This window comes from Janthinobacterium sp. 67 (assembly GCF_002797895.1).
Classification (GTDB): Bacteria; Pseudomonadota; Gammaproteobacteria; order Burkholderiales; family Burkholderiaceae_D; genus Janthinobacterium.
In genome coordinates this window covers 5,438,536-5,465,194 of the sequence record NZ_PGES01000001.1, presented here as the reverse complement: position 1 = coordinate 5,465,194, position 26,659 = coordinate 5,438,536, and the positions used below count along the sequence as shown (strand labels likewise).

At 62.1% G+C, this 26,659-nt stretch carries 26 protein-coding genes; 10 read left to right on the top strand and 16 right to left on the bottom strand.

Annotated elements, in window-relative coordinates:
* Window positions 1-30: 30 nt before the first annotated feature.
* Window positions 31-465: an NINE protein gene (locus CLU90_RS24445; protein ID WP_092714782.1), complete on the top strand. Its 435-nt coding sequence runs from the start codon at window positions 31-33 to the stop codon at window positions 463-465.
* Window positions 466-590: 125 nt separating this feature from the next.
* Window positions 591-1,217 (top strand): glycine zipper 2TM domain-containing protein, encoded by a 627-nt coding sequence (locus tag CLU90_RS24440; protein WP_092714780.1) that lies wholly within the window; start codon window positions 591-593, stop codon window positions 1,215-1,217.
* A 199-nt stretch (window positions 1,218-1,416) separates the two neighbouring features.
* Here CLU90_RS24440 and CLU90_RS24435 read toward each other — a convergent pair whose 3' ends face one another.
* The 6 genes from CLU90_RS24435 to CLU90_RS24410 form a co-directional block, all read right to left on the bottom strand.
* On the bottom strand, window positions 1,417-3,207 hold the full coding sequence (locus tag CLU90_RS24435; RefSeq protein ID WP_092714778.1) for an acyl-CoA dehydrogenase: 1,791 nt from the start codon (window positions 3,205-3,207) through the stop codon (window positions 1,417-1,419).
* Window positions 3,208-3,299: 92 nt separating this feature from the next.
* Complete coding sequence (locus tag CLU90_RS24430; protein WP_092714776.1) at window positions 3,300-4,232, bottom strand: electron transfer flavoprotein subunit alpha/FixB family protein; 933 nt, start codon at window positions 4,230-4,232, stop codon at window positions 3,300-3,302.
* Between the two features lie 121 nt (window positions 4,233-4,353).
* Window positions 4,354-5,103: an electron transfer flavoprotein subunit beta/FixA family protein gene (locus CLU90_RS24425; protein WP_092714774.1), complete on the bottom strand. Its 750-nt coding sequence runs from the start codon at window positions 5,101-5,103 to the stop codon at window positions 4,354-4,356.
* A 243-nt stretch (window positions 5,104-5,346) separates the two neighbouring features.
* Window positions 5,347-5,574: a sulfurtransferase TusA family protein gene (locus tag CLU90_RS24420; RefSeq protein WP_010395510.1), complete on the bottom strand. Its 228-nt coding sequence runs from the start codon at window positions 5,572-5,574 to the stop codon at window positions 5,347-5,349.
* A 238-nt stretch (window positions 5,575-5,812) separates the two neighbouring features.
* Window positions 5,813-8,422 (bottom strand): alanine--tRNA ligase, encoded by a 2,610-nt coding sequence (gene alaS / locus CLU90_RS24415; protein ID WP_092714772.1) that lies wholly within the window; start codon window positions 8,420-8,422, stop codon window positions 5,813-5,815.
* 121 nt (window positions 8,423-8,543) lie between these two features.
* Window positions 8,544-8,984: a Fur family transcriptional regulator gene (locus CLU90_RS24410; protein WP_092714770.1), complete on the bottom strand. Its 441-nt coding sequence runs from the start codon at window positions 8,982-8,984 to the stop codon at window positions 8,544-8,546.
* A gap of 158 nt (window positions 8,985-9,142) precedes the next feature.
* On the opposite strand from CLU90_RS24410, the gene CLU90_RS24405 reads away from it, so the two are divergent.
* On the top strand, window positions 9,143-11,194 hold the full coding sequence (locus CLU90_RS24405; RefSeq protein WP_175539339.1) for a TonB-dependent receptor domain-containing protein: 2,052 nt from the start codon (window positions 9,143-9,145) through the stop codon (window positions 11,192-11,194).
* A 179-nt stretch (window positions 11,195-11,373) separates the two neighbouring features.
* On the opposite strand, the gene ugpQ is transcribed toward CLU90_RS24405, so the two are convergent.
* On the bottom strand, window positions 11,374-12,114 hold the full coding sequence (ugpQ, locus tag CLU90_RS24400; protein WP_092716183.1) for a glycerophosphodiester phosphodiesterase: 741 nt from the start codon (window positions 12,112-12,114) through the stop codon (window positions 11,374-11,376).
* 196 nt (window positions 12,115-12,310) lie between these two features.
* On the opposite strand from ugpQ, the gene CLU90_RS24395 reads away from it, so the two are divergent.
* Both CLU90_RS24395 and CLU90_RS24390 read left to right on the top strand, forming a co-directional pair.
* Window positions 12,311-13,429 carry a sensor histidine kinase gene (locus CLU90_RS24395; protein ID WP_100429070.1) on the top strand — a complete coding sequence of 373 codons (1,119 nt, stop codon included), beginning with the start codon at window positions 12,311-12,313 and terminating at the stop codon, window positions 13,427-13,429.
* On the top strand, window positions 13,426-14,307 hold the full coding sequence (locus tag CLU90_RS24390; RefSeq protein WP_092716179.1) for a LytR/AlgR family response regulator transcription factor: 882 nt from the start codon (window positions 13,426-13,428) through the stop codon (window positions 14,305-14,307). The genes CLU90_RS24395 and CLU90_RS24390 overlap by 4 nt, the downstream gene beginning before the upstream one ends.
* 1 nt (window position 14,308) lies before the next feature.
* Here the strand turns inward: CLU90_RS24390 and CLU90_RS24385 are convergent, their stop codons facing one another.
* Entirely contained in the window at window positions 14,309-14,635 is a 327-nt protein-coding gene (locus tag CLU90_RS24385; RefSeq protein ID WP_092716177.1) for a hypothetical protein, read from the bottom strand.
* A gap of 173 nt (window positions 14,636-14,808) precedes the next feature.
* Here CLU90_RS24385 and CLU90_RS24380 point away from each other — a divergent pair, with 173 nt between their 5' ends.
* Window positions 14,809-15,447, top strand: a complete 639-nt coding sequence (locus CLU90_RS24380; protein WP_092716175.1) for a hypothetical protein — start codon at window positions 14,809-14,811, stop codon at window positions 15,445-15,447.
* A 6-nt stretch (window positions 15,448-15,453) separates the two neighbouring features.
* On the opposite strand, the gene CLU90_RS24375 is transcribed toward CLU90_RS24380, so the two are convergent.
* Window positions 15,454-16,728: an MFS transporter gene (locus CLU90_RS24375; RefSeq protein WP_092716173.1), complete on the bottom strand. Its 1,275-nt coding sequence runs from the start codon at window positions 16,726-16,728 to the stop codon at window positions 15,454-15,456.
* 107 nt (window positions 16,729-16,835) lie between these two features.
* Between CLU90_RS24375 and CLU90_RS24370 the strand changes: the two genes are divergently transcribed.
* The gene (locus CLU90_RS24370; RefSeq protein ID WP_100429069.1) at window positions 16,836-17,738 is read left to right on the top strand and encodes a LysR substrate-binding domain-containing protein; all 903 of its coding nucleotides are present in this window, start codon (window positions 16,836-16,838) and stop codon (window positions 17,736-17,738) included.
* A 107-nt stretch (window positions 17,739-17,845) separates the two neighbouring features.
* Here the strand turns inward: CLU90_RS24370 and CLU90_RS24365 are convergent, their stop codons facing one another.
* The 4 genes from CLU90_RS24365 to CLU90_RS24350 form a co-directional block, all read right to left on the bottom strand.
* Complete coding sequence (locus CLU90_RS24365) at window positions 17,846-18,718, bottom strand: hypothetical protein (protein WP_100429068.1); 873 nt, start codon at window positions 18,716-18,718, stop codon at window positions 17,846-17,848.
* 19 nt (window positions 18,719-18,737) lie between these two features.
* A complete protein-coding gene (locus CLU90_RS24360; protein ID WP_092716167.1) occupies window positions 18,738-19,526 on the bottom strand; it encodes a hypothetical protein in 789 nt (262 codons plus the stop codon).
* Entirely contained in the window at window positions 19,516-20,028 is a 513-nt protein-coding gene (locus tag CLU90_RS24355; protein ID WP_092716165.1) for a hypothetical protein, read from the bottom strand. The genes CLU90_RS24360 and CLU90_RS24355 overlap by 11 nt, the downstream gene beginning before the upstream one ends.
* Before the next feature lie 98 nt (window positions 20,029-20,126).
* On the bottom strand, window positions 20,127-20,420 hold the full coding sequence (locus CLU90_RS24350) for a DnaJ domain-containing protein (protein ID WP_092716163.1): 294 nt from the start codon (window positions 20,418-20,420) through the stop codon (window positions 20,127-20,129).
* Between the two features lie 161 nt (window positions 20,421-20,581).
* Between CLU90_RS24350 and CLU90_RS24345 the strand changes: the two genes are divergently transcribed.
* The 3 genes from CLU90_RS24345 to CLU90_RS29760 all read left to right on the top strand — a co-directional run bounded on the left by CLU90_RS24345 (window position 20,582) and on the right by CLU90_RS29760 (window position 25,327).
* Window positions 20,582-22,348, top strand: a complete 1,767-nt coding sequence (locus CLU90_RS24345) for a glutamine--tRNA ligase/YqeY domain fusion protein (protein ID WP_092716161.1) — start codon at window positions 20,582-20,584, stop codon at window positions 22,346-22,348.
* Window positions 22,349-22,563: 215 nt separating this feature from the next.
* Window positions 22,564-24,411, top strand: coding sequence for a sensor histidine kinase (locus tag CLU90_RS24340; RefSeq protein ID WP_232731323.1), 1,848 nt, complete (start codon window positions 22,564-22,566; stop codon window positions 24,409-24,411).
* Window positions 24,412-24,613: 202 nt separating this feature from the next.
* Window positions 24,614-25,327 (top strand): glycine-rich domain-containing protein, encoded by a 714-nt coding sequence (locus CLU90_RS29760; protein ID WP_198511258.1) that lies wholly within the window; start codon window positions 24,614-24,616, stop codon window positions 25,325-25,327.
* Between the two features lie 87 nt (window positions 25,328-25,414).
* On the opposite strand, the gene CLU90_RS24335 is transcribed toward CLU90_RS29760, so the two are convergent.
* The 3 genes from CLU90_RS24335 to CLU90_RS24325 all read right to left on the bottom strand — a co-directional run bounded on the left by CLU90_RS24335 (window position 25,415) and on the right by CLU90_RS24325 (window position 26,603).
* Window positions 25,415-25,654: a hypothetical protein gene (locus CLU90_RS24335; protein ID WP_029496207.1), complete on the bottom strand. Its 240-nt coding sequence runs from the start codon at window positions 25,652-25,654 to the stop codon at window positions 25,415-25,417.
* Window positions 25,655-25,896: 242 nt separating this feature from the next.
* Entirely contained in the window at window positions 25,897-26,166 is a 270-nt protein-coding gene (locus CLU90_RS24330; protein WP_092716222.1) for a hypothetical protein, read from the bottom strand.
* A gap of 176 nt (window positions 26,167-26,342) precedes the next feature.
* Window positions 26,343-26,603: a hypothetical protein gene (locus tag CLU90_RS24325; RefSeq protein WP_086139611.1), complete on the bottom strand. Its 261-nt coding sequence runs from the start codon at window positions 26,601-26,603 to the stop codon at window positions 26,343-26,345.
* Between the last annotated feature and the right edge of the window lie 56 nt (window positions 26,604-26,659).

Genomic DNA, 26,659 nt, shown 5'->3' with positions numbered 1-26,659 from the left:
ATCTTTACCGATGAGCAACTCTGGAGTCCCATGACCACCGCTACCATTTTGCAACAGTCGCACAAGAACAAGGCATTCACCAGCCTGCTGGCCTTTTTGCTGGGCATGCTGGGCGCGCACCGCTTCTACCTGCACGGCGCCAAGGACCGCTGGGGCTGGCTACATCTGGCCGCCCTGCCCGCCAGCCTGCTGCTGCGCCAGCTGTTTCCAGACGCCGACTGGTTTTATCAAATATTGCCGCTGACCCTGTCCGCCCTGGGCGGTTTCCTGGAAGCGCTGGTACTGGGACTGATGCCGGACGACAAATGGGACGCGCGCTACAACGCCGCATCAAGCCGCCAGTCGGACACGGGCTGGCCTCTGGCCGTCGTGCTGGTCGCTACCTTGATGCTAGGCGCGGGCGTGCTGATCGCCACCATGGCGCGCCTGTTCGACTTGCTGTACACGGGCGGCGCCTACGGTTAACTCCCGCGCGGGAATCAACGCAACGCGCGCACATGTAAGTGTTGGTAAGCAATCATGATTTTCCTCTATACTGCATTCACAATGTCGACATTACTGGCACATTTAACACCCCACAGGAGAAGATCATGATTCGTCGCCCACTCATCCTCGCAGTCGCCATCACGGCCCTGTTCAGCACCTCCGCCTTTGCACAGAACCTGTCGCCGAAGGCGCAATACGCGTACGACACGAAACAAGCCAACACGCGCTATGCGGACGACAAGAAACTGTGCGCCGAAGAAAGCAGCTCGAAAGCCCGCATGCAATGCCTGCGCGACGCCAAGGGCGAATACGACCAGGCCATCATCAACGCCAAGGCCGCGCAAAAGGCCGGCAACTCCGGTGTTGCCCAGCAAAACAAACAGCCGCAACACCAGATCTGCGCCGAATGCGGCAAGGTGCTGGCAGTGAACGTCACCGAAAAAGCCGGTGAAGGCGGCGCGCTGGGCATGATCGGCGGCGGCGTGGCCGGCGCCCTGCTGGGCCGCCAGGTCGGCGGCGGACGCGGCAAGGATCTGGCCACCCTGGCCGGCGCCGCTGGCGGCGCATATGCCGGCAAGCAAGTTGAAGGCCACATGAAGAACGCCAAGACGTGGACCGTGACCGTGCAATACGAAACGGGCGCCAAGGCCGACTTCGCGTTTGACCAGGATCCAGGGCTGGCTGCTGGCGACTTGGTGCGCAATTCGGGTAATGGTATTGCCAGAAGGTAAGCTGAACCCAAGAGCAAGGACTGGGGTCGGACCCTCAGGGTCCGACCCCGGCACTTACGTTTGGGGTTAAAAAAAGCGCTGGAGAGTGATCTCCAGCGCTTTTTTGCATTCAGACTGCCTTCAGCAAACTGCTGGGGTCAGACCCTCGCCAACGCTAACATCGAAGCTCGGCGTTAGCGGACGAGGGGTCTAACCCCGGTTAAAACTGCTCTTCCGACAGCGCCATCACGCCGGCGCTGCCGTCGATGATGGTGGCGCGCAAGCCCGGCGCTTGCGACAGGATGTGGTCGGCAAAGAAGCGGGCCGTGGCGATTTTTGCATTATAGAACGCCGCGTCGCCGCTGCCCTCGCCCAGCTTTTGCTGCGCAGCCACGGCCGCGCGGGCCATTTGCCAGCCGCCCAGCACGATGCCGGCCAGTTTCAGATACGGCACGCTGCCCGCAAACACGGCCTTGATGTCCGACTTCATGTTCGCCACCACGTATTCCACCACGGCTTCCAGCGCGGCGCTGCCTTCGGCCAGGTGGCGCTGCATGGCCTGGAAGTCGGCGCCGGTCAGCTCGCCCAGCTGGGCTTCCGTGGCGCGCACCTGGGCAATGATGGCTTTCGCCACGGCGCCTCCGTCGCGCACCGTCTTGCGACCCACGAGGTCGTTCGCCTGGATGGCTGTCGTGCCTTCGTAGATGGTCAGAATCTTGGCGTCGCGGTAATGCTGGGCGGCGCCCGTTTCCTCAATGAAACCCATGCCGCCATGCACTTGCACGCCGTCGCGCGTGACGTCCTGCGACATTTCCGTGGACCAGCCCTTGATGACGGGCACCAGATATTCATACGTCGCCAGGCTTTCCGCGCGCACGTCCGCGTCCGGATGGTGGTGCGCCACGTCGCTGATGGCCGCGCCCACGTAGGCCAGCGCGCGCGCCGCCTCCGTTTGCGAACGCATGGACATGAGCATGCGGCGCACGTCCGGGTGGTGGATGATGGACACGGGGCCGGGCGAACCGGCCAGGTCGCGCGACTGCACGCGGTCTTTCGCGAACGCCACGGCCTGCTGGTAGGCGCGCTCGGCCAGGCCAATGCCTTGCAGGCCCACGCCGAAGCGGGCCGCGTTCATCATGATGAACATGTATTCGAGGCCGCGGTTTTCCTCGCCCACGAGGGTGCCGATGGCGCCGCCGTGATCGCCAAACTGCAATACCGCCGTCGGGCTGGCCTTGATGCCCAGCTTGTGCTCGATGGACACGCAATGGGCATCGTTGCGCGCGCCCAGGCTGCCGTCCGCATTGACGAGGAATTTCGGCACGATGAACAGCGAAATGCCTTTCACGCCGGCGGGCGCGTCCGGCGTGCGGGCCAGCACCAGGTGGACGATGTTTTCCGCCATGTCGTGCTCGCCGTAGGTGATGAAAATCTTCGTGCCGAACACTTTATAGGTGCCGTCTTCCTGCGGCACGGCGCGCGTGCGCACGGCGGCCAGGTCGGAGCCGGCCTGCGGCTCCGTCAAGTTCATGGTGCCCGTCCATTTGCCCGACACCAGGTTTTCCAGGTAGACGGCTTTCTGTTCGTCACTGCCGGCCGTCAACAGCGCTTCGATGGCGCCGTCCGACAGCAGGGCCACGAGGGCGAACGAGATGCTGGCCGAGTTGAGCATTTCAATGCAGGGCGTGGCCAGGAGCTTGGGCAAGCCCTGGCCGCCAAATTCAGTCGGATGCTGCACGCCTTGCCAGCCCGCTTCGCCATACGCCTTGAACGCTTCCTTGAAGCCTTTCGAGGTCGTCACTTGCCCGTCGTGCCAGAAGCTCGGTTCCTTGTCGCTGGGGCCGTTCAAGGGGGCCACCACGCCGCCGCAGAACTTGGCGTTCTCTTCCAGCACGGCTTCGGCCGTGTCGGGCGTGGCGTCTTCGCAGCCGGGCAAAGTGTGGATTTCGGCCAGGCCGGCCAGTTCGTTCATCACGAACAACATGTCTTTCAGCGGGGCTTGATAGCTCATCTTCTTTTCTCCAAGAAAAAAGCCACGCGCGGCTCGCCGTGTGGGGCGGGCCGGCGTGGCTTTGTCAGTAACAAAACCGGAAGGGGTGTGACTTAACCCAGTTCTTTGACCAGTTGCGGCACGATCTCGAACAGATCGCCCACGATGCCGTAGTCGGCCACGGCAAAGATCGGCGCTTCCGGATCCTTGTTGATGGCGACGATGGTTTTCGAGTCTTTCATGCCGGCCAGATGCTGGATCGCGCCCGAGATACCGACGGCGATGTACAGCGATGGCGCGACGATCTTGCCCGTCTGGCCCACTTGCCAGTCGTTCGGCACGAAGCCGGCGTCGACGGCGGCGCGCGAGGCACCCATGGCGGCGCCCAGCTTGTCGGCCAGCGGCTCCAGGATGTGGAAGTTCTCGGCCGAACCCATGCCACGGCCGCCCGACACGATGATTTTCGCGGCGGTCAGTTCAGGACGGTCGGACTTGGCCAGTTCGCGGCCCACGAAGGCCGATTTGCCCGCGTCGGCAACGGCGGCAACGGTTTCCGTGGCAGCCGAACCGCCGGTGGCGGCAGCGGCGTCGAAACCGGTGGTGCGCACGGTGATGACCTTGACCTTGTCGCTAGATTGCACGGTGGCAATCGCGTTACCGGCGTAGATCGGGCGCTCGAAGGTGTCAGGGGAATCGACCTTGGTGATTTCCGAGATTTGCGCCACGTCCAGCTTGGCGGCCACGCGCGGCAGGATGTTCTTGCCGTAGGCGGTGGCTGGCGCCAGGATGTGGCTGTAGTTGCCGGCGATGGCCAGCACTTGCTCGGCCACGTTTTCGGCCAGGCCGTCGGCAAAGTATGGCGCGTCGGCGACGATGACTTTCGTCACGCCGGCGATTTGCGCGGCGGCAGCGGCAGCGGCCGAGGCGTTCGAACCTGCGACCAGCACGTGCACGTCGCCGCCGCACTGGGCAGCCGCGGTCACGGTGTGGTGGGTGCTGCCCTTTAAGGTAGCGTTGTCGTGTTCAGCAATAACTAATGCGACCATGATTATTCCTAATAGTTAGCAAGTGCCGGGGTCAGTCTCTTCGAGATCGGTATCAGTTCCATTGGAACTGATACCCCCGTCGGGTCTGACCCCAGATTTTATGTTTTGGCGGCAAAACCGCTCAGATAACCTTGGCTTCGGTACGCAGCTTGGCGACCAGGGTAGCGACGTCCGGGACCTTGATGCCGGCCGAGCGCTTGGCTGGCTCGACGACTTTCAGGGTCTTCAGGCGTGGCGCAACGTCGACGCCCAGGTCTTCCGGCTTGACGGTCTCGAGCGGCTTTTTCTTTGCCTTCATGATGTTCGGCAAGGTCACGTAGCGTGGCTCGTTCAAGCGCAGGTCGGTGGTGACGATGGCTGGCAAGGTCAATGCCAGGGTTTCCAGGCCGCCGTCGACTTCGCGGGTGACGGTGACTTTGCCGTCTTCCAGCACGACTTTCGAGGCGAACGTGGCTTGCGGCCAACCCAGCAGGGCTGCCAGCATCTGGCCGGTCTGGTTGCTGTCGTCATCGATGGCTTGCTTGCCCAGGATGATCAGTTGCGGCTGTTCTTTCTCGGCCAGGGATTTCACCAGCTTGGCCACGGCCAGCGGTTCCAGTTCGGTCGTCGTTTCCACCAGGATGCCGCGGTCGGCGCCGATGGCCATGGCCGTGCGCAGGGTTTCCTGGCACTGCGTCACGCCACAGGAGATGGCGACCACTTCAGTGACCTTGCCGGCTTCTTTCAGGCGCATCGCTTCTTCCAGCGCGATCTCATCGAAAGGGTTCATCGACATTTTGACGTTGGCGGTATCGACGCCAGTGCCGTCACTCTTGACGCGGACTTTGACGTTATAGTCGACCACGCGTTTGACGGGTACCAAGACTTTCATAGCTATGCCTTTGGGAAATTATAAAAATGACGGATCAAGTGCTGATTGTGCGTTCGATTATAAGAGAAATTTGAATCCTGGACCGAATTTAAGCACGATCGTGCGATTTTTTGTTAGAGCAATCCATCTAAACTGTCCAGCTTCGGGGATTTCAGGGGAGTGCGCCGCTACGCTGCAAGGCAGCAAAAGGGCTGGCGCGGGAAGGAAAACCAGGCCGCGCCACGGCGGCCCCGGCTGGCAGAATTATTTGCGTTGCATCAGGAAGACGAATTCGGTACCCGTCTGCACATGCGACAGCAGGGCATTGCCCGTTTGCTTGGCGAAAGCCTGGAAGTCGCGCACGGAACCGGGATCGGTTGCCATGATGCGCAGCACTTCGCCGCTTTGCAGCTCTGACAAAGCCTTTTTCGCCTTCAGAATCGGCAAGGGGCAATTCAAGCCCCGCGCGTCGAGTTCTTTGTGAAATTCCATAATCTCGGTATCAAGTAGTGTGTCGCTCATCATCAATATCCCACCATATTTGTTGTACTGATTTTCGACATACTACTCTAAATCGGGGGCATTGACGCGCTGCACCAAAATAGTTCATCGGCTGTTGTGGTGTCACAACGAGATTCCACACGGCAAAACGGCCCGCAAACACCGTCTGCGGGCCGTTTTCAAGGGGCTGTGGGGCGAAAACCCCGCATGCCCTCTAGCTTACGCCTTATTACGCGCGTTCGCCGACCCAGGCCGGGACACCGGCCAGGGCGTTCGCTAGGCCGCTCGGATCGGTGCCGCCGGCCTGCGCCATATCGGGGCGTCCGCCGCCTTTTCCGCCCACTTGCCGTGCAACGAAGTTCACCAGCTCGCCGGCCTTGACCTTGGCAGTCGCGTCCGCCGTCACGCCGGCGATCAGGCTGACCTTGCCGTCCGCCACGCTGGCCAGCACGATGGCGGCCGTTTTCAGCTTGTCCTTCAGCTTGTCCATGGTTTCGCGCAAGCGGGCCACGTCCGCGCCGTCCAGCACGGCGGCGAGCACCTTGATGCCGTTGACGTCGACGGCTTGCGTGACCAGTTCATCGCCCTGGCCCGAGGCCAGTTTCGATTTCAGCGCGGCCAGTTCCTTCTCCAGCGCCTTCACGTGGTCCTGCACTTGCCCGATGCGGGCAGTCAGTTCTTCCGGCTGCGCCTTCAGCGCGTTGGCCGCTTCGACCAGACGGCGGTTGATGGTTTGCACCAGCGCCAGCGCGCCCTCGCCCGTCACCGCTTCCACGCGGCGGATACCGGCGGCAACGCCGCTTTCGCCCGTGATCTTGAACAGGCCGATGTCGCCCGTGCGCTGCACGTGGACGCCGCCGCACAGCTCTTTCGAGCTGCCGATGTCGAGCACGCGCACTTCGTCGCCGTATTTCTCGCCGAACAGGGCCATCGCGCCATGCTTGACGGCATCGTCAAACGACATCAGGTGCGCTTGCGTGGCGCGGTTTTCCAGGATCTCTTTATTGACGATGGTTTCCACGGCGGCGATCTGCTCGGCCGTCATCGGCGCATTGTGGCTGAAGTCGAAACGGGTCTTGTCCGGATCGACCAGCGAACCCTTTTGCGCCACGTGGCTGCCCAGCACTTCGCGCAAGGCCTTGTGCATCAAATGCGTGGCCGAGTGGTTGCGGATCGTGCGCGCGCGCTTGGCCGTGTCGACTTGCGCCGAGACGGCGTCGCCCACCTTCAGCACGCCCGACTCGAGCACGCCGTGGTGGCCGAACACGTCGGCCTGGATTTTCAGGGTGTCGCTGACGGCAAAGCTGCCGGCGCCCGAGGCGATCACGCCCTGGTCGCCCACCTGGCCGCCCGATTCCGCGTAGAACGGCGTCGTGTCGAGCACGACGATGCCATCCTGGCCCGCCTTCAGTTCCTGCACAGAGGTGCCGGCCGCGTACAGCGCGACGACCTTGCTGCTGAACGTCAGTTGATCGTAGCCGACGAAGGTGTTTTTCTCGCCCGTGTACTCGACCTTGCTGTCCTTGTGCGTCTTGCCGCCCTTGCGCGACAGCTCCTGGCTTTCCTTCAGGGCCGCGTCATAGCCGGCCTGGTCGAACGTGATATTGCGTTCGCGGCAGATATCGGCCGTCAGGTCCGGCGGGAAGCCGTAGGTTTCGTACAAAGTAAAAGCGGTGGCGCCGTCGATGCCCGTGGCATCCTTGGCCAGCTGCGCTTCCAGCACTTTCATGCCCGTTTCCAGGGTTTCGCCGAAACGCTCTTCCTCGGCTTTGAGCATGTTGGCGACGTTGTCTTTCGCTTCTTCCAGCTCCGGATAGGCGCCGCCCATCTCGATGGCCAGGTCGGCCACCAGCTTGTAGAAGAACGGTTTCGTCTGGCCCAGCTTGTGACCGTGGCGCAAGGCGCGGCGGATGATGCGGCGCAGCACATACGCGCGGCCTTCGCTGCCCGGGATGATGCCGTCGACGATCATGAAGGCGGCGGCGCGGATGTGGTCGGCGATCACGCGCAGCGACTTGTTTTCCAGGTCCGTGGCGCCCGTTTCGCGCGCGGCGGCGCGGATCAGATGCTGGAACAGGTCGATTTCATAGTTCGAATGCACGTGCTGCAGCACGGCGGCCAGGCGCTCCATGCCCATGCCCGTATCGACGCATGGCTTCGGCAGCTTGTGCATGACACCGGCTTCGTCGCGATTGAACTGCATGAACACGAGGTTCCAGATTTCAATGAAGCGGTCGCCGTCTTCGTCAGGCGAGCCCGGCGGGCCGCCAGGAATGTCGGCGCCATGGTCGTAGAAGATTTCCGTGCATGGACCGCATGGGCCCGTGTCCGCCATCTGCCAGAAATTGTCCGAAGCGTAACGCGAACCCTTGTTGTCGCCGATGCGGATGATGCGCTCGACAGGCACGCCGATTTCCTTTGCCCAGATATCGTAGGCTTCGTCATCTTCGATATAGACGGTGACGGTCAGCTTGTCAGCCGGCAAGCCATACACCTTGGTCAGCAGTTCCCACGCGTATTGAATCGCATCGCGCTTGAAATAGTCGCCAAAGCTGAAGTTGCCCAGCATTTCAAAGAAAGTATGGTGGCGCGCCGTGTAGCCGACGTTTTCCAGGTCGTTGTGCTTGCCGCCGGCGCGCACGCAGCGCTGCACGGAAGTAGCGCGCGTGTACGGGCGGCTGTCCGTGCCCGTAAACACATCCTTGAACTGCACCATGCCGCTGTTCGTCAACAGCAAGGTCGGATCGTTGCCTGGCACCAGGGAGCTGGAACGGACGATGGAATGGCCCTTGGACTCGAAAAATTTGAGGAACTTGTCGCGGATTTCAGTTGATTTCATGTTTTTTTGGCAAAGAGTGGCGGCAGCTTTAAAGGGAAGATTATACGTGATCTAGGTACGGGAATTGGCGCCGGGCGGGCAGCATTGTTGCAAGCCTGCCCGGCAATGCCCCCCTGTCCGTTCACGCCGGGTCGTGGTGACTGGCGCAGGCGTGCGGGGCTGTGCCAGCCACACTGGCGCCGGCGGCCGCATTGCAGTCGGCGCAGCGGCCGTACAGGGTCAGTTCGTGGCGCTCGACAACAAAGCCTTGCGGCGCCATGCGCTTCAAGTCGCCCGGGCAATCATGCACGTCGAACACGCGCTGGCACGTGGTGCACTGGAAGTGGTGGTGGTGGTGATTGGCAACCGTGTTCGACTCGTAGCGCGGGTTTTCGCCCGGCAAGGTCACCACGTGCACCTTTTCTTCCAGCACCAGCGACTTCAAGTTGCGGTAAACGGTGGCGATGCCCAGCTGCGTCACTTGCAAGCTGGCCTGTTCGAGGATTTCCTGCGCCGACAAGGGGCGCTGGGCCGACTCGATGGCGGCTTGAATGGCGGTTTTTTGACGTGTTGTGCGTTCCATAGCCAACAGAATACACCATCCGCCTGTATCTCCCTGCCGGAAAAACTGTCACACAGTAATGATAATGGGTTATCATTATCAACTTAGGGCAGGCCATTTCACGTCAACGCACTGCCCCAACCCTGCCAACACCGATAGCGAATAAGGAATTCCTGCCCATGTCCGTACGTCCACAGCAACCCACTCCCCTCGCGCTGGCCATCATGCTGGCCTTTGCCGCTCCCGCCAGCGCGCTGGCGCAGCAGGCGACAACCTTGCCTGCCGTCACCGTCTCGGCCAGCGCGCTGGCCCTGGGCAGCGACGACATGAGCACGCCCGTCACCGTACTGGAAGGCGAGGAACTGGTGCGCGCCCGCGAGGCGACCCTCGGTGAAACCCTGGCGGGCCAGCCCGGCATCACGTCCAGCCATTTCGGCGCCGGCGCCAGCCGCCCCATCATCCGCGGCATGGATGGCCCGCGCGTCAAGGTGCTGTCCGATGGCGCCGAAGTGCAGGATGCGTCAACCATCAGCCCCGACCATGCTGTCGCGGCCGAGCCGATGCTGTCGGAACAGATTGAAGTCTTGCGCGGTCCGTCCGCCCTGGCCTATGGCGGCGGCGCCGTCGGCGGCGTCGTCAATGTGATCGACAAGAAAATCCCCACGCGCGTGCCGGCGAAAGGCTTTGAAGGCAGCGCCGAAGTGCGCGCCAATTCGGCCGCGCGCGAAAAGGCGGGCGCCTTTGAAGTGACCGGCGGCTCCGGCAACATCGCCTTTCACGCGGAAGGCGTCAAGCGCGACGCCAAGGAATACAAGGTCGGCAGCGGCTGGGAAGGCGGTTCCAGGGTGGCCGGCAGCTACAACAAGACGGACACGGGCAGCGTGGGCGTGTCGTGGGTAGGTCAGCGCGGCTTCCTGGGCCTGGCCTTCACCAGCCAGCACGCGGAATACGGCTTGCCCGGCCACAACCACGAATTCGAAAGCTGCCACCCGCACGGCACGCACCTGCATTGCGGCGGCCACGAAGGCCACGATCACGGTGATGAAGAGGAACACGACCATGCACACGAAAGCGTGCCCTACGTGAAGCTGAAGAGCGAGCGCTGGGACGTGCGCGGCGAGTTGCGAGATCCCGTGCCCGGCTTCGCCAAGCTGCGCCTGCGCGCCGCGTTCACCGACTACAAGCACGATGAAATCGAAGGCAGGCAAATCGCCACTACCTTCAAGAACAAGGGCCACGACGCGCGCCTGGAAATGGAACACCATCCCGTCTTCGGCTGGCGCGGCGTGGTCGGCCTGCAAACGTCGAAGCGCGATTTCTCCGCCCTGGGCGAAGAAGCGTACGTGGCGCCGACGGTCACCAAGAAACACGCGGCCTTCCTGGTCGAGGAATACAAGCTCGACCAATGGCGCTTCGAAGCGGGCTTGCGCCACGAATGGCAAGACATCACGGTCGACAGCGCCACCTTGCAGGACCGCAGCGCCAAGGGCACCTCGGTCTCGCTGGGCGCCGTGTGGAAATTCGCGCCCCAGTATTCGCTCGGTTCGACCATTTCGCGCACGCACCGTTTGCCGAGCGCCGAGGAACTGTATGCGCACGGTGTGCACATGGCCACGGCGACCTATGAACTGGGCAATCAAAACCTGGGCAAGGAAACGTCGAACAATATCGACTTGACCTTGCGCAAATATGCGGGCGCCACGACCTTCTCGGCCAGCGCCTACCGCAACAAGGTGGACAATTATATTTTCGGTTCCACCCTGGACAACCACGAAGGCTTCCAGCTGATCCAGTACGCCCAGCGCGACGCCACGTTTACGGGCGTCGAAGGGCAGATCCGCCAGCAACTGAACCCCATGTTCGGCGCCAGCGTGTTCGGCGACTACGTGCGGGCCAAGCTGGCCGACGGCGGTGGCAACTTGCCACGCATCCCGGCACAGCGTTTCGGCGTGAAGTTCGACGCCAACTGGCAGGCATGGAGCGGCGTGGCGGAGTTCCACCGCGTGGGCAAGCAGGATAAAGTGGCGGCATTCGAAACGGCAACGCCGGGCTACAACATGCTGAACCTGTCCGCCAACTACGACACGCGCATCGGCACGACGCCGGCGCAGTTCTACATCAAGGCGAATAACCTGACGAATGAACTGGCGTACAGTCACACTTCGTTCATCAAGAATGCGGCGCCGTTGACGGGGCGCAACTTGACGGTCGGCATGCGTGTAACTTTCTAAGCTGTTTGAAACGTAGGTCGGCTTAGCGCGCAAGCGCGTAAGCCGACAACACCAGCGGCGCCAACAATGTTGTCGGATTACGGCGCTGCGCGCCTAATCCGACCTACGCCTAAACCCAACGGCAAAGGCTGGGGTCGTACCCTGCAGGGTACGACCCCAGATGTTGCTTTGGGTTACGTTCAGACCGGCGTGATCAAATCGATCCTGTCCGTACAAAACCCGTCCACGCCCCAGGCCAGCAATTCGCTGGCCCGCTCCGAGGTGTTGACGGTGTAGCAGAACAGCCCGTATCCCGCCCCCTTGATCTCTCGCGCCAGTTCCGGCGTCAGCTGCTGATGGTCGCAATGGATGGCCACCACGCCCAGCTCCTTTGCCTGTTTCAGCCAATCTGAAGGTATCGCTTCGACCAGCCAGCCGCGCGCCAGTTCCGGGGCCGCCTGGCGCGCCGCCTGCAAGGCTGCGATGCTGAACGACGACAAGAGCGGCAGCAATTCGCCAGCCGCGATTTCCTGCGCAAAGTAATCGCGCGTGGCGTGCGCCACCACCGTCCCGGTTTGCACATCGAAGCCGGGCGCCGGCTTGATTTCGATATTCATCCAGATGCGCTGCGCCTTGCAATACGCCACTACGGCCTCGAACGTGGGCACGCCTACACCGGCGAATGCGGGGCCGAACCAGGCGCCCGCCTCCATCGCTCCCAGCTGCGCGGCCGTGTAATCGTTGATGTGGCCGCTGCCGGCCACGGTGCGGCCCAGCTCGGGGTCGTGCACGACGACGGGCACGCCGTCGGACGCCAGCATGACGTCGAATTCCACGGCGCGGTAGCCGTAGGCGAGGCCGCAGCGCAGGGCGGCCAGGGTGTTTTCAGGCGCCAGGGTGCCGCCGCCGCGGTGCGCGAGGGTGCGTGGATAGGGCCACATGGGATTCCTTTAAGCAATTCTTTGGAAGCAAGACTGTCTTGCCACACTATCGCGTGCCAGTCCCGAAAAGTAAAGCGGCCCCGTTTGGCGACGCGCCCCAGCGAATGGCGGCGCGCCAGTCCCGTTTCGTCGCAGCCCTGTTGCGCGCTGGCCTGCGCTGGCACACAATGCCCCATCGCTACCAGCAGACAACTCCATGAAATCCAACGTTCCATCCGCCGATGCGCCAGCAGCCAAGGCCAGGTCTCCGTACTACCGCATGCTGCACGACGCGCGCTATGCGCTGGCGCTGAACGTGATCTGTGCGCTGGTCATTACCTTCATCCTCAGTCCGGGCAGCCATTTTGGGCAAAACCTGGTCGCCTCGATGTGCATCGGCACGATCGCCTTCCTGCTGATCGACGGCATGCGCCTGACCTTATGGGGCGCGGACCGGCGGCCGAAATTCCTGCCTTTCATGCTCATCATCCTCATTTCCGTGCCCGTCGCGCAAATGCTGGGCCTGACGCTGTTCAGCTGGCTGACGGGCGTGGACGTGGGCGGCTTTGAAAACATGCTGCCTACGCAAATGATGGGCACCCTCGTGTTCACCCTGCTGGCCACGGGCGGCGCCGTGCTGTTTTTCTCCAGCCGCGAAAAGATTGCCCGCCTGCAAATGGCGGCTGCCGAGGAAAAGGCCCGCGCCGAATCCGTGGCGCGCCAGGCCATGCAGGCCCAGCTGCAGTTGCTGCAGGCGCAAATCGAACCGCACATGCTGTTCAATACCCTGGCCAATCTGCAAGGCCTGATCAGTTTTGATCCGGACCGCGCCCAGCAGCTGCTCGACCAGCTGATCCAGTACTTGCGCGCCACCCTCTCGTCCTCGCGCGCCGAGTCCACCACCCTGGCGCAGGAGTTTTCCCTGATGCAAGCCTACCTGGGCCTGATGTCCATCCGCATGGGCGCGCGCCTGCGCTTTACGCTGGACTTGCCCGATGCCTTACGCCACATCAAGGTCCCTCCCATGCTGCTGCAGCCGCTGGTGGAAAACGCCATCCAGCACGGCCTGGAGCCGAAGATCGAAGGCGGCCATATCCACGTGCAGGCGTCCATGGATGGCGGCGCGCTGCTGCTCACCGTCAGCGACGATGGCCTGGGCCTCGACCATCCGGGCCAGACCAAGGGTACGCAGCTGGGCGTGGCGAATATCCGCGAGCGCCTGCGCGGCATGCATGGCGATGACGCCAGCCTGTCGCTGGCCGCCAACACGCCGGCAGGCGTCGTCGCCCGCCTTCAATTCCCCATTCACTCCACCACCGCGAGCCCCACGCCATGACCAGCACCTCACCGCGCGCCCTGATCGCCGAAGACGAACCCATACTTGCCGCCGCCCTTGCGCACGCCTTGCAGCGGCTGTGGCCGGAACTCGACATCGTTGCCACCTGCCCCAACGGCGTGGAAGCCTTGCGCCAAGGCCTGGCGCTGCAGCCAGACATTCTGTTTCTCGACATCAAAATGCCAGGCAAGACGGGCCTGGAAGCGGCCGAGGAATTGGCGGAACAGTGGCCCGACGGCATTCCATTTCCCCACATCGTGTTCGTGACCGCCTACGACGAATACGCGCTGGCCGCCTTCGAACACGCGGCCGCCGACTACGTCTTAAAACCCGTCAACGATGCGCGCCTGGGCAAGACGGTAGAACGGCTGCAACAGCGCTTGCGCGACAGCGGTGCTGGCAAAGGCGGCGGCAACGGCACCGCTACAGCCACAGTCACGGCAGCAGCAGCGCCAGCGACGACCGCCACGGCAGCGCCAACAGCCGGAACCGCCAGCGACGACAACATGGCCCGCCTGCTGAGCCAGCTGCAAGCCATGCTGCCGCCCGCGCCGCGCCTGCAAATGATACGGGCGGCCGTGGGCAACAGCGTGCGCATGATCGCCCTGGCCGACGTCGTGTATTTCGAAGCGCTGGACAAATACATCAACGTCGTGTGCCAGGACAGCGAATCATTGATACGCACGAGCCTGAAGGAGCTCTTGCCCCAGCTGGACCCGCAGCAATTCTGGCAAATCCACCGGGGCACCATCGTCAACGCCAGCGCCATCGCCACGGCCGTGCGCGACGAGGCGGGCAAGCTGTCGCTGACCCTGCGCCAGCACCCGGCACAACTGCGCGTCAGCCCTTTATATGCGCATCTGTTCCGCCAGATGTAAGCTAATGCAGCTGATGTTTTAAGTCCGACAACTCATCGTGGACCTTGAGCACGGCACTCTTCATTTCCGGCGTCACGCTGGTTGCCGTGCCACAGGCCCGCTTGGCGCGGTCGCCCAGCGACTCCATCTGGTCGACGGCTTGCCGGATGCGCGTATCGTCCTGCGTATCGATGGCTTGCCGCACGGCGCTCTTTTGCTGGTCCAGCTGGTTGATGCAATCCTTCAAATCCATGGGCATGCCCTGCTGCTGGCCGCACAGCTGGGCCGCCTGGCCGATTGCGTGTTCGATGGCGCCAAAGCGCCGTGCCACTTCCTTTACCTGCATCATGATGTGTCCTCCCACAGTGTAGGGAGTTGGATCGTCAAGGCCGCACAGGGTTCCCCGCTGGCGGCCACAAGGTCGAAATTTCCATGCGGCACTTTTTTGTAAGCGCTTGTGACATTCTAGATAATTATCAAATCCTTCATATACATTGGCGTACCTGAACCACCACACCACCCATGACCTCGCTGCCGTCCCTGCCCCGCCGCGCTCCCGGCCTGCTGTTGATCATCCTGCTGCATGTAGGCCTGGCATATGTTGTCTTGCAGTCGCGACCCCGTGCCGTCACAGACGAGAACTTGCCGCAGGGTCCGGCCATCACCTGGTTGCGCTACAGCGCGCCTGCGCCGCCCAAGCCCGTACCTGCGGCGTTGCCCAGCGCCAAACCAGCCACCGCAAGAGTGCCGCGCCTGCCAATGCCAGTGCCCATCAGCCGCCCCTTGCCGCCACCCGCCGCCGAGCCGGCGCCGGCAACGCCGGAAGCGATCACGGCCGTCGCGCCGCCCAGCGCGGCCGATATCCTGGCGCAAGCCAAGCGCGACGTAGGCAAGATCGACAAGGATTTACGCAAGGAATTCCCGCAGCGGGGCGGCGAGAAATTCGACGACACGGGCTACAAGCGCATGCAGCAGGGCTTTGCCGAAGCCTATGCGGCCGTGCCGCCGAAATGGTACGAGGCGTCAAAGATCGAGGAAATCGGCGCGAACGAGGCCAGGGGCAGCCGCACCTACAAGATCACCAGCGCGCTGGGCAGCTTGTGCGTGACCACGCGCGCGGGCAAGCAGGGGGAAACGATGATCGGCATGTGCCCCAAATAACCGGACTCAGCCCACCGCTTCGCGCGCGCCCAGCGGCTGCAGATGGCGCAGGCGCAAGGCGATCAGCACGCCGCCGCCCAGGCACAGGCCCAGCATGATGATGACGCCCGTCCAGCCGTCGAAGCCCCACATCATGCCCGAGGCGGAGCCGATCAGGCTCGAGCCCAGGTAATAGAACAGCAGGTAGAAGGCCGAGGCCAGCGCCTGCGGCGCGCGGGCCCTGCGGCTGACCCAGCTGCTGGCGATCGAGTGCGAGGCAAAGAAGCCGAAGGTGGCCAGCGCCATGCCGATGACGATCAGCGGCAGCGAGTCGAACAGGGTCAATAAAATGCCGGACAACATCACCAACAGCATGATCCACAGCACGCCCCGGCGTCCCAGGCGGTCCACCAGGCGACCGGCCCAGACGGAACTGAAAATGCCGATCAGGTACAAGAAGGCCAGCAAGCCGACCGTGCTCTGGCGCAAGCCGAATGGCGCTGCCAGCAGGCGGTAGCCGATGTAGTTATACAGGCTGACGAAACAGCCCATCAGCACGAACGCGAGGCAGAACAGCCACGGCAAGCCCTGGTCGGAAAAATGCTGCTTGATGGCGTGCGGCAAGGCATTCCAGCCACGGGTTGTAGGCACGAAATTTTTCGATGCGGGCAGGCTGCGCCAGAATTCCGCGGCAGCCAGCACGCCGGCCACGCCCAGCACGCCCAAAGCCCAGCGCCACGACAGGAAATCGCTGAGCATGGAAGCGATCAAGCGCCCCGACATGCCGCCAAAGGCGCTGCCCGCAATATACAAGCCCATCGACAAGCCCAGGGACGGGCCCTCGATTTCCTCGCCCAGGTAAGCCATGGCCACGGCCGGCATGCCGCCCAGGGCAATGCCCAGCGCGGCGCGGATGACCAGCAACTGCGCATAATCCTGGGCGAACGCGGACAAGATCGTCAGTATCGCGGCGGAAAACATCGACGCCACCATCAGCGGCTTGCGGCCCACCCGGTCCGAGACGGCGCTGAGCAGCACCAGCGAGATGGCCAGCAAGCCGCTCGACACGGACAGCGACCAGCTGCTTTGCGCCGGCGTCAGTTGAAACTGGTGCGACAGCAGCGGGAACAGGGGCTGGATACAGTACAGCAAGCTGAAGGTGGAAAAGCCGCCGAAGAACAGGGCGCGGTTGCTGCGCTTGAATTCGATGGAACCCTTGGCGATGGCCGTGCGGGGAGCGGGAGCGGAAACCGGAATGGCGGATGGGGCAGCGGGGGCAAAGGCAAGCGATGAATCAGACATGGCCGTGTTTCGAAGAAGGAGCGAGTCTTCATCTTAGGATTGCCAACTCATATCGTCCAATATATATTCAAGGCCCAACTCATACTTTAAAACGATTACTGGACAATATGGAACTGCGCCACCTCCGTTACTTTGTCGCCGTTGCCGAGGAGCTGCACTTCACGCGCGCGGCCGAGCGCCTGCACATCGGCCAGCCGCCGCTGAGCCAGCAAATCCAGGCACTGGAAGCGGAATTGGGTGCGCAGTTGTTCGAGCGCAACAAGCGCTCCGTGCGGCTGACGCAAGCAGGTGCACTGTTTCTCGACGATGCGCGGCGCATCCTGTCCTTGTCGGAACAGGCGGCCGTCACGGCGCGCCGGGCCCAGCGGGGCGAAGCGGGCGAATTGCGCATCGGCTTTACGTTTTCCACGCCGTTCACGCCCTACTTCGCCACCGTCATCAACCGCTACCGCCAGCAGTTTCCGCACGTCACCCTGACCCTGCACGAGATGGCGACCTTGCATCAGCTCGAAGCGATCAGTGGCCGGACGATGGACCTGGGTTTCGTGCGCCCGCCGGAAACGACGTATCCGGACGATATCCGCCTGACGCAATTGCGCCAGGACCCGCTCTTCCTCGTGCTGCCCGTCGCCCACGCGCTGGCGGCCAAGGACGCGATCGCGATTGCCGACATGGCGGGCGAAGGTTTTGTCATGTATCCCAAGGATGCGGGCACGGGGATTTATCCGCAGATCTTCCGCCTGTGCAAGGCGGCAGGCTTCGTGCCCCAGGTGGCGCAGGAAGCGGGCGAGGCATCGACCATCATCGGCCTGGTGGCAGCCGGCTGCGGCATTTCCGTGCTGCCCTCTTCGTTCGACCGCATCCGCATGGATGGCGTGTGCTACCGCCCCATCGCCGACCCGCAGGCGACCACGAGCTTATTACTTGCACAACGGGAAGAAGAGACGTCGCCGCTGGTGGCGGCGTTTGTCAAACTGGCCGAGGAAGCGGCCATGGAAGGGGGAGCATAAGCTGCCGTGTCGGCTTACGCTGCGGCTGTGCCGCAGCTAAGCCGACCTACGGGACGCGCGCCGGCGTAGGTCGGATTAGGCCGCAGGCCGTAATCCGACACCAGCGGTCACGAATAATCCGCATCGAGCTCCGAACCCGCATAATTTTCCAGGTCCTCGAACAGGCTTTTCATGCTGGCCCGCGTGAGGATTTTATGCACGACGGTGCAGCTGCGGCGGTAGGAATCGATGCGGTCGAGCAACACAGGGTGGTGCTGCGCGGGCACCTTGGCCACCAGGGCGGCCCAGCCTTCTTCGAAGTCGGGCTTGTTCTTGCGCACGGAACGCACGAAGCGTTCAAACTCCTTTTGGCCCGTGCGCGCGATGATGCGCCCGCCGCCTTCGATGGCGAAGATGATGGCCAGGGCGATGACGCCCTCGGCATTCAAGTCGCTGTCGCAGACGGGGCCGTTGTCATGGTGCCGGCGCAGCCAGCCGGCCAGGCGCACGACGGCTTGCACTTCCTTGCGCTGTTGCAATTGAACCGCATACTTTTCATAGCCGGCCCAGTTCTGGTTCGGGTCGGCCTGGCAAATATCGATGAACAGCTCGCGCAGGCGGCGCGCCAGGTAGACGGGGTCCTGGTCGTATTCGCCGACGAGAGCGTCTTCGGGCAGTTGCGACAATTCCTTGATCAGGCGAAAGCCCACCTGGAACGCGTGCTCGGCGCCGTGCTCGACGAGGAAGTCGAGGGCGGCCTGGTCGCCTTCATGCGTGACGGCCTGTTCCAGGCCCAGGGACACGCCGCCCACCGTCAGGTACAGCGCTTTCTGGATGCCGTCGGCCGTGCGTTCATTCGTGAACTTCTCGGCCACCATGGCCGTGATGCCCGTCAATTCGTCGGCCAGGTTCAGGGCCGCGTCTTCGCGCGGGTCGCCCGGCAACAGTTTGATGGCGCGCACGAGGCGCGGAAGATTCTCTACAACAATTGCTGGCAGCATTAGACGTTCCCTGCTTTCATTACGAGAAAATGCCCGTGCCCAGGCTGCGGCGCGTGCTGGAACGCGGCGCGCTGCGCGTGCTCGGCACTTGCTTGCGCAGGCGGTACAGCAATTCCTTGGTGCTCCGCTGCAACATGGTCGGCTCTTCGTCCGGATCGTCCGAGTACTCCGCGTCGGCCAGGTCGGCGCTGTGGCGGAAGTCGGGGAACAGTTCGAACAGCGAGCGGTCCCAGCCGTCTTCATTCGCTTGCGCCAGTTCGATGGCCAGCGGCACGACGTCGTTGTCGGACGAGGTCACGCCCGTCACGTACGGTCCCTTGATGACGATCTCGCCCGCCACTTCGAGGATTTCCTTCGGCGCCATCGAGAACAGGATGGCGAACGCCGTGGCGCCCCAGTCGGTGGCGGACGCTTCGAGCAGCAGCTCGCGGCGGCGCTCGGCGTCGTCGGTGGAAAACACCACGCCATGGATGTGCGCGAACAGGGCCTCGGCGATGCGTTCCGGATCATCCTCGATCTGGTCGTCGCTCCAGGTGGCGGCGATGAAGGCCAGGCTGTCGGCCCACGCCTTCGGCGGCACCAGCAGGGTGGCCAGCGACATCTTGCCGCCGTCGAAGCCGGCCAGGTGCAGGGCCGTCACTTGCGGCGGAATGGCGCTCAGCACTTCCACCACGGCCAGGTCGCCGTACTGGTCGGCCGCGTCGGCAAACGCCTGCTCGGCGTGGCCCAGGGAACCGGACAGCACCAATTCCGTGACCTGTTTCGTCAGCGCGGGAAGATTGCTCTTTTGTTCATTATTATCGGCCATGGTCATCTCCATCCTGGTCAAACATCTGGGCGAAATCGTCGGTGGCTTCGTCTTCGTCGTGATCGTCGTCGCCATCGTCATTGGCGGCCAGCTGGTCGAGCGACTGGTCGTCGTCGTCCCACAGGCGCGGGTTCTTGTGCAAAAAGGCCGTGATGATGGCCTGGCGCGCCAGGTCGGGGAAACTGTCCTCGATGGCGGCGTACATCTTCGCAGCTTCCGGATCGGCACAGCTGGCCATGGAAAACACGCGGGCCGGGTCGCCGAACTCGTAGTCTTCGCTTTCGGCCAGCAAGCCTTTCGGGTCGCTGAAGCTTATGTGGTCGACCAGCGCGAAGGCCAGCATGTTCACGTCTTCGATGCCGCCGCCGCTCGCATATTCGCCGACCAATGCATCGACCATGCTCTTGTAGTTCTTGCGGTTCGGCGGATCGCCGAGGATGCCTTCGATCTGGCCTTCCAGCTCGCGCGACTGGTACGCGAATTCAGGGTGTACTCTTCTCATGCTGTGCTTTCGAATGTGATGCGCGGCGCTGTTAAATTAAAAGCGCCGTTGTTGTTGTTTTTCAAGTAAATCAGGCCTGCCGAGCGGGCCGCAGCGATTCAGTCTGCGGGTAGCGCGGTGCCATGCAGACGGAACACGCCGCACCACAGCGCATACGCTTCCGCTTCCGGATCGATGATGATGCGGTGGTTCACGCTCTGGTCGTATTCGGCGCGCTTGGCCGGGTCGGCCAGGATTTCATACGCCTTGGTGACGCTCTTGAAGCGCGCCTCGGCGCCGGGGGCCTGGTTGCGGTCGGGGTGGTAGCGCATGGCCAGCGAACGGTAAACCTTCTTGATTTCATCGTCGCTGGCATTGGGCGCGACACCGAGGACGTTATACAAATTTTCCATAAAAGGCTCCGGGGTCACGTTTTTCTACTAATTAAAGGCGAATTATCCTATAGAACGGCGTCCGCGTCGCTTGGATGCTCGGATATGGGGTCAAATACGTGCTTATAAAGCGCTTGCGGTACGGTAAAATGCTCTTTACTGTCACTCTTCCGCATTGATCAATGAGCAACGATAAACCGAATACCGCCGCGCCAGCGCTGGCGCCCAATTTCTTGCGTAACATCATCGAAGCCGACCTGGCCGCCGGCGCCCACGTGCGTCCCGGCCTGCCCCAGGTGATCACGCGTTTCCCGCCGGAGCCGAACGGCTACCTGCACGTGGGCCACGCCAAGTCGATCTGCGTCAACTTCGGCCTGGCGCGCGATTACGCCGGCCAGTGCAACCTGCGCTTCGACGACACCAATCCGGCCAAGGAAGAGCAGGAATACGTCGACACCATCATGGACAGCGTGAAATGGCTGGGCTTTGACTGGGAACCGAAAAATGGCGACGGCCAGAGCCACCTGCATTACGCGAGCGATTATTTCGACCAGCTGTACGCGATGGCCGAATACCTGATCACGGCCGGCTTTGCCTATGTGGACAGCCAGAGCGCCGAAGACATGGCCGCCAACCGCGGCAATTTCGGCCAGGCCGGCAAGAATTCGCCGTTCCGCGACCGTCCGCGCGACGAATCGCTGGCCCTGTTCCGCGCCATGAAGGCGGGCCAGTTCAAGGATGGCGAGCACATCCTGCGTGCGAAGATGAGCGAAGATGCCATGAGTTCGCCGAACATGAACTTGCGCGACCCGGCCATCTACCGCATCCGCCATGCGCACCACCACCGCACGGGCGACGCCTGGTGCATCTATCCGATGTACGACTACACGCACCCGATCTCGGACGCGCTGGAAAACATCACGCATTCAATCTGCACCCTGGAATTCCAGGATCACCGCCCGTTCTACGACTGGCTGCTGGAAACCCTGTCGGCCGGCGGCTTCTTCGCCAAGCCGGTGCCGCACCAGTACGAATTCTCGCGCCTGAACCTGACCTACATCGTCACCAGCAAGCGCAAGCTGCGCCAGATGGTGGAAGAAAAGATCGTCGACGGCTGGGACGACCCGCGCATGCCGACCCTGGTGGGCATGCGCCGCCGCGGCTACACGCCGGAAGCGATCCAGCTGATGTGCGAGCGCACGGGCGTGACCAAGTCCGACGGCTGGATCGACTACAGCGTGCTCGAAGGCTGTTTGCGCGAAGACCTGGACCCGAAAGCGCCGCGCACGGTGGCCGTGCTGCGTCCGTTGAAACTGATCATCGACAATTTCCCCGAAGGCGAAAGCGTGGAATGCACGGCCCCCGTGCACCCGCACTTCCCCGAGCGCGGCCTGCGCACCTTCCCCATCTCGCGCGAGCTGTGGATCGAGGAAGACGACTTCATGGAAGTGCCGAACAAGGGCTATTTCCGCCTGTATCCGCCGATCGACGACAAGCCGGGCAGCCGCGTGCGCCTGCGTTACGGCTACGTGATCGAGTGCACGGGCTTTGACAAGGATGAAAACGGCAAGGTCATCGCCGTGCATTGCACCTATTTCCCGGACAGCAAGTCGGGCACGGAAGGCAGCGCCAACTACAAGGTCAAGGGCAATATGCACTGGGTCAGCGCGCCGACGGCCATTCCCGCCGAAGTGCGCCTGTACGACCGCCTGTTCACGGACCCGCAACCGGACGCGGGCGGCAAGGACTTCAAGCTGGCCCTGAATCCGCTGGCCAAGGAAGTCGTGCAAGCGTGGCTGGAACCGGGCGCGGAACTGGCCCAGCCGGAAGAGCGCTTCCAGTTCGAGCGCCACGGCTACTTCGCGGCCGACCGGGTCGACAGCCAGCCGGGCAAGCCCGTCTTCAACCGCATCGTCACCCTGAAAGACAGCTGGCAGCCCGCCAAATAAGAGCTGGATGGCACACACACAAAAACCGCTGCGGCGGTTTTTTTTTCGTTTCAACAACATATGTCACTGAGAATATTGCCTGTTGACTACATTCACAATAATTTTGTATATTAGGCAGCTATTGAGCAATTTGCAATTTCGATAGCGCTTGTACAACGCAGTCCAGCCACCGCCATCCAGGCGGCACCCGATTCCTCCTCCTGATGCGGATGGCAATGTCTTCTACTGCCGGCGAACACCCCTTATCTGCTGAAAAAAGACCGCTGTGGCTGCTCGGCTTCGTGATGTCGATGATGGCAGGTCTGCTGTTCTACATGGCCGCCTCGCTGTCGGTCGAAAGCGACGCCAGCGACCTGTTCGACAACCTGGCGCGCAATACCCGGAAAAACATCGAATCGCGCGTCCAGTCGTATGCCAATCTGCTGCGCGGTACGGCCAGCCTGTTCCACGCCAACGAACACGTGAGCCGCGAGCAATTCCACCGCTACGTGGAAAATATCGCCCTGCAACAGAACTACCCGGGTGTGATGAACCTCAATTACAGCCAGGAACTGGACGAAGCGCAGCGCCCCGTCTTCGAAGCGGCCATGCGGCGCGACTATCCGCCCGGACGCGATGGCTATCCGGCGTTTGCCATCCATCCGCCCGCCCCGCGCTCCCATTATTCCGTGCTCGTGTACATCGAGCCGATTGCCAGCGCCCCGGAAAAATATGGCTATGACATCGCCTCGCGTCCCCTGATCGCCGAAGCGCTGGCGCAGTCACGCGATTCCGGCAACATCAGCAATTCCGGCGTGCCCGTGCCGATGCAAGGCCGTCCCCAGCTGACGGGCATGGCCATGCGCCTGCCTGTGTACCGCTACGGCATGCCGACCGATACCGTGGAGCAGAGGCGCGCGGCGTACCAGGGCTCCGTCGGCATCGGCTACGACCTGGTGACGATGATGCGCAGCGCGCTGGCCGACATGCCGGTGCGCAACGTCCGCCTGACCCTGTTCGATATCGGCCCGCAGGCGCGCGCACCGCTAGACTTACCACACGACATGCGCCCCATCTTCGACAGCACGACGGCGGGCATGCATGCGCCATGGTGGCTGCCCGGCAGTTCGGGCCGCTACCTGAGCAGCACGATGCTAATCAAACACAATGGCCGCGTCTGGCAAGCGCTGTTCAGCGTGCGCAAGAGCGACCTGTACACGCGCTTCGACGCCTTTTTGCCATGGCTGGCCCTGCTGACCGGTTTCGCCAGCGCCATGCTGCTCTACATGCTGTTCCATACCCTGGCCTCGTCGCGCCGGCGCGCCATCCAGATGGCCAACGGCATGACGGAGGAATTGCGCGCCAGCCAGATTCGCTTGCAGCTGTCGCACCAGAAACTGCGCCGCCTGGCGGCCCACGCCGACCAGATCAAGGAAGAAGAACGCAAGCGCATCGCGCGCGAAATCCACGACGACCTGGGGCAGAACCTGCTGGTCTTGCGCATCGACGCCGACATGCTCGCTTCGCGCACGCAACGCCGCCACCCGCGCCTGAATGCCCGCGCCCGCTCGACCCTGGAACAGATCGACGCCACCATCAAGAGCGTGCGGCAAATCATCAACGACTTGCGCCCTACCGTGCTGGACCTGGGCGTGAATGCGGCCGTCGAATGGCAGGTGGCGCAATTTCGCCTGCGCACGGGCATCGACTGCGAGGTGAGCGAAAGCCACGACGACATTTGCCTCAGCGATCAATGCGCGACGGCCCTGTTTCGCATCCTGCAAGAGTCGCTGAGCAATATTTCCCAGCATGCCCATGCCAGCCGCGTGCAAGTGAAGCTGGAAAAGTGCCGCGATACCGTATCGATGAGCATCAGCGACAACGGCGTGGGCGCGGCCATCGACGGGCGCAACAAGCTGGGCTCGTTTGGCCTGGTAGGCATCGAGGAACGCATCAAGTTGTTAGGTGGAACTTTTTACATCGAAAGCAGCCCCGGCGCCGGCATGAGCGTGCACGTCAGCGTGCCGCTGGGCGCGGACGCCACCGCGTTTCCCTACCAGGAAGAAAGCAGGGCCAGCAGCTGACAGGCGGGTGCCCGCATGAAACAAGCTCAGCTTGCATATTTCGTAATTAGATGCAATATTGATGTAGAACAATTCAGCGCCCGCCCGCCATGGGCCAGGCATTCCTCGACCATTTGCCAGGAGTACACAACCGCCACACAAGCGCCGCTCTCCCTTGTTTCACCGTATTTCCCACAACGCTCTTTTTTACCAAAGGACATTCATGGATACGAACGACAGTTTCAAGGCAATTGCCGATTTGAATTTGGACGCGATCAAGGTCAAGCTGATGCACCGGGAATCAGGCGAAGGATGGAGCCTGGAAAAGGCGAATGCGGTGGAATTCGAATACCGCCGCTTCCTGATCCTGATGAAACAGTTTCCGGAAGAAGAAACGGCGCCTTTGATGGACGTCGATACCTTCTGGCACTACCACATCCTCGACACCCTGAAATATGCGGCGGACTGCGAACAGGTGTTTGGCTACTTCCTCCATCACTTCCCCTACATCGGCTTGCGCGGCGAAGACGACGAAGCGGCGCACCATCGCGTGGGCGAGCGCATGAAGCAACTGTATGAGCAAACGTTCGGGGAAGATTATATCCGCGCAGAAACGGCGTATTCGGGGCGCGCCGTACAGGCGGCGTATTCGGGCCGTGCCGTGCAGGCGGCATATTCGGGACGTGCGGTACAGGCGGCGTATTCGGGACGTGCGGTACAGGCGACGGCATACTCGGGCCGGGCCGTGCAAACGGCGTTTTCCAGTGCGGCGGTACAGGCGACGGCGTATTCGGGCCGCGCGACCGGGGCTGCCGGCACCGCATTTTCCAGCGCGCCTGCCTCACTGACGGCGGCGGTGGTCAAATCGTCTTCGACTGGCCTGGAATTGGGGCGCTTCTATGTTGATCGTCCGGTACTGAACCGCGACACGCAATAGAAAAGCGGAAAACAAATGTGGCTGCCGCACGCGGCAAGCCTGACTTACCCAGACGGCACCTCTCAGTTTGCCGTCTGTCAGGCGCTCTTAGGCAGCCATCAACTCGCGCAGTTCACGAATGCTGAAATCGCTGATTTCATGCATGCGGATGAGGATCGTGGCGCCGATCGGCAAGGTGTTGTGACGAATCTTGCTGATAACAGGTGGCGCCACTTCCAGAGCTCGCGACAAGGCGGCATCGTTTTTCAACTGCAGCTTGTCGATGATCGCATCGAGGACGCGATTCGGGTTGTAGGTAGGCAAAGAGGTAATTTGTTTGAGAGACATGATCAAAAATCCGTACTTGTTGTATTAGAGCAAGAAAAAACAGAATGTCTCCTCTGCACTAATTCAGGGTAAACACACTAAAAAGCGCCATCACTTATGCGGATTTTACGCCGCAAACAATATAATACACGCTATTGTTGATTTTTGCGTAACTTAAAGCAAAATTGTGATAATTGAAGAGAATTGACGCACTTGGGATGTGCTAGAGGATAACTCAAATCGGAAAAATTTGCTGCAAGTCATCAATTTTTACAATGAGGAACGCCGCTACGCATGAGCCAGGCAATCGCCATGAGGGCACCCAAGCGAGCCATTTCGGCGGAAAGATGCCAGCCTCGCGCAGCCATGCCGGCCGGGGTGGCAGGAAGACAGGTACAGAGAAAATCGTCCGTGTGGCACCAGGCCAGTTGCCGGCGAATTTCATCGGGCGGTGGCGGCGGCTGCAGCGCATGTTCGCGGCGCCGCATATAGGCGCGCACTTGTTCCTTGCTGGGGTGATTCGTAGCTCGCATGGCTCGCTCCTGCTGACGGGAAACAGCGTCACGCTGGTTGTAGATGCAGAGCCCGCCACAAGAGCCCAGGCGCGCGACGACATTGCTCACCATATCGCCAGCACGCGATGACACGTTTGCGTTGCATCAATGGCAAGGCCCCGGTGTTGCGCCGAAGCCCGTACTGCCCCATCCATTTATTTCTTTTGCTGGCGCACGCGCTGTTGCTGTTTTTCCTGCGTTTGCTGCCGATTCTGCTTGCGCTCGAACAGGGTGACCGCATCTTTCTTGGCTTGCTCGACGGTACGCATTTCTTCATGCGCATCGTGCGGGACAAAGAATTCGGCGTCCTGCGCCGCCACGACCAGCTTGATGGCGGCGTCGTCATCGAGGTCGTACAGTTCCGTCAGGACGGTGGTGACCTCGTCCAGGTATGCTTCGTAAGTGAGGGTGCTCATGCTGTATTCCTTAAGTGAGTGGCGCGGCGCGGGAACGGCGCGCTGCGCGCCGGCCC

Excerpts from the sequence above, each read along its gene's own strand:
- CLU90_RS24335 (WP_029496207.1), bottom strand. The coding sequence starts at position 25,654 with ATGTCTCTCAAACAAATTACCTCTTTGCCTACCTACAACCCGAATCGC.
- ugpQ (WP_092716183.1), bottom strand. The coding sequence starts at position 12,114 with ATGTGGCCCTATCCACGCACCCTCGCGCACCGCGGCGGCGGCACCCTG.
- CLU90_RS24430 (WP_092714776.1), bottom strand. The coding sequence starts at position 4,232 with ATGGTCGCATTAGTTATTGCTGAACACGACAACGCTACCTTAAAGGGC.
- CLU90_RS24440 (WP_092714780.1), top strand. The coding sequence starts at position 591 with ATGATTCGTCGCCCACTCATCCTCGCAGTCGCCATCACGGCCCTGTTC.
- CLU90_RS24405 (WP_175539339.1), top strand. The coding sequence starts at position 9,143 with ATGTCCGTACGTCCACAGCAACCCACTCCCCTCGCGCTGGCCATCATG.
- CLU90_RS24350 (WP_092716163.1), bottom strand. The coding sequence starts at position 20,420 with ATGGAAAATTTGTATAACGTCCTCGGTGTCGCGCCCAATGCCAGCGAC.
- CLU90_RS24360 (WP_092716167.1), bottom strand. The coding sequence starts at position 19,526 with ATGGCCGATAATAATGAACAAAAGAGCAATCTTCCCGCGCTGACGAAA.
- CLU90_RS24420 (WP_010395510.1), bottom strand. The coding sequence starts at position 5,574 with ATGGAATTTCACAAAGAACTCGACGCGCGGGGCTTGAATTGCCCCTTG.
- CLU90_RS24395 (WP_100429070.1), top strand. The coding sequence starts at position 12,311 with ATGAAATCCAACGTTCCATCCGCCGATGCGCCAGCAGCCAAGGCCAGG.
- CLU90_RS24425 (WP_092714774.1), bottom strand. The coding sequence starts at position 5,103 with ATGAAAGTCTTGGTACCCGTCAAACGCGTGGTCGACTATAACGTCAAA.
- CLU90_RS24330 (WP_092716222.1), bottom strand. The coding sequence starts at position 26,166 with ATGCGAGCTACGAATCACCCCAGCAAGGAACAAGTGCGCGCCTATATG.
- CLU90_RS29760 (WP_198511258.1), top strand. The coding sequence starts at position 24,614 with ATGGATACGAACGACAGTTTCAAGGCAATTGCCGATTTGAATTTGGAC.
- CLU90_RS24390 (WP_092716179.1), top strand. The coding sequence starts at position 13,426 with ATGACCAGCACCTCACCGCGCGCCCTGATCGCCGAAGACGAACCCATA.
- CLU90_RS24355 (WP_092716165.1), bottom strand. The coding sequence starts at position 20,028 with ATGAGAAGAGTACACCCTGAATTCGCGTACCAGTCGCGCGAGCTGGAA.
- CLU90_RS24410 (WP_092714770.1), bottom strand. The coding sequence starts at position 8,984 with ATGGAACGCACAACACGTCAAAAAACCGCCATTCAAGCCGCCATCGAG.
- CLU90_RS24375 (WP_092716173.1), bottom strand. The coding sequence starts at position 16,728 with ATGTCTGATTCATCGCTTGCCTTTGCCCCCGCTGCCCCATCCGCCATT.
- CLU90_RS24385 (WP_092716177.1), bottom strand. The coding sequence starts at position 14,635 with ATGATGCAGGTAAAGGAAGTGGCACGGCGCTTTGGCGCCATCGAACAC.
- CLU90_RS24345 (WP_092716161.1), top strand. The coding sequence starts at position 20,582 with ATGAGCAACGATAAACCGAATACCGCCGCGCCAGCGCTGGCGCCCAAT.
- CLU90_RS24365 (WP_100429068.1), bottom strand. The coding sequence starts at position 18,718 with ATGCTGCCAGCAATTGTTGTAGAGAATCTTCCGCGCCTCGTGCGCGCC.
- alaS (WP_092714772.1), bottom strand. The coding sequence starts at position 8,422 with ATGAAATCAACTGAAATCCGCGACAAGTTCCTCAAATTTTTCGAGTCC.
- CLU90_RS24445 (WP_092714782.1), top strand. The coding sequence starts at position 31 with ATGACCACCGCTACCATTTTGCAACAGTCGCACAAGAACAAGGCATTC.
- CLU90_RS24340 (WP_232731323.1), top strand. The coding sequence starts at position 22,564 with ATGTCTTCTACTGCCGGCGAACACCCCTTATCTGCTGAAAAAAGACCG.
- CLU90_RS24370 (WP_100429069.1), top strand. The coding sequence starts at position 16,836 with ATGGAACTGCGCCACCTCCGTTACTTTGTCGCCGTTGCCGAGGAGCTG.
- CLU90_RS24380 (WP_092716175.1), top strand. The coding sequence starts at position 14,809 with ATGACCTCGCTGCCGTCCCTGCCCCGCCGCGCTCCCGGCCTGCTGTTG.
- CLU90_RS24325 (WP_086139611.1), bottom strand. The coding sequence starts at position 26,603 with ATGAGCACCCTCACTTACGAAGCATACCTGGACGAGGTCACCACCGTC.
- CLU90_RS24435 (WP_092714778.1), bottom strand. The coding sequence starts at position 3,207 with ATGAGCTATCAAGCCCCGCTGAAAGACATGTTGTTCGTGATGAACGAA.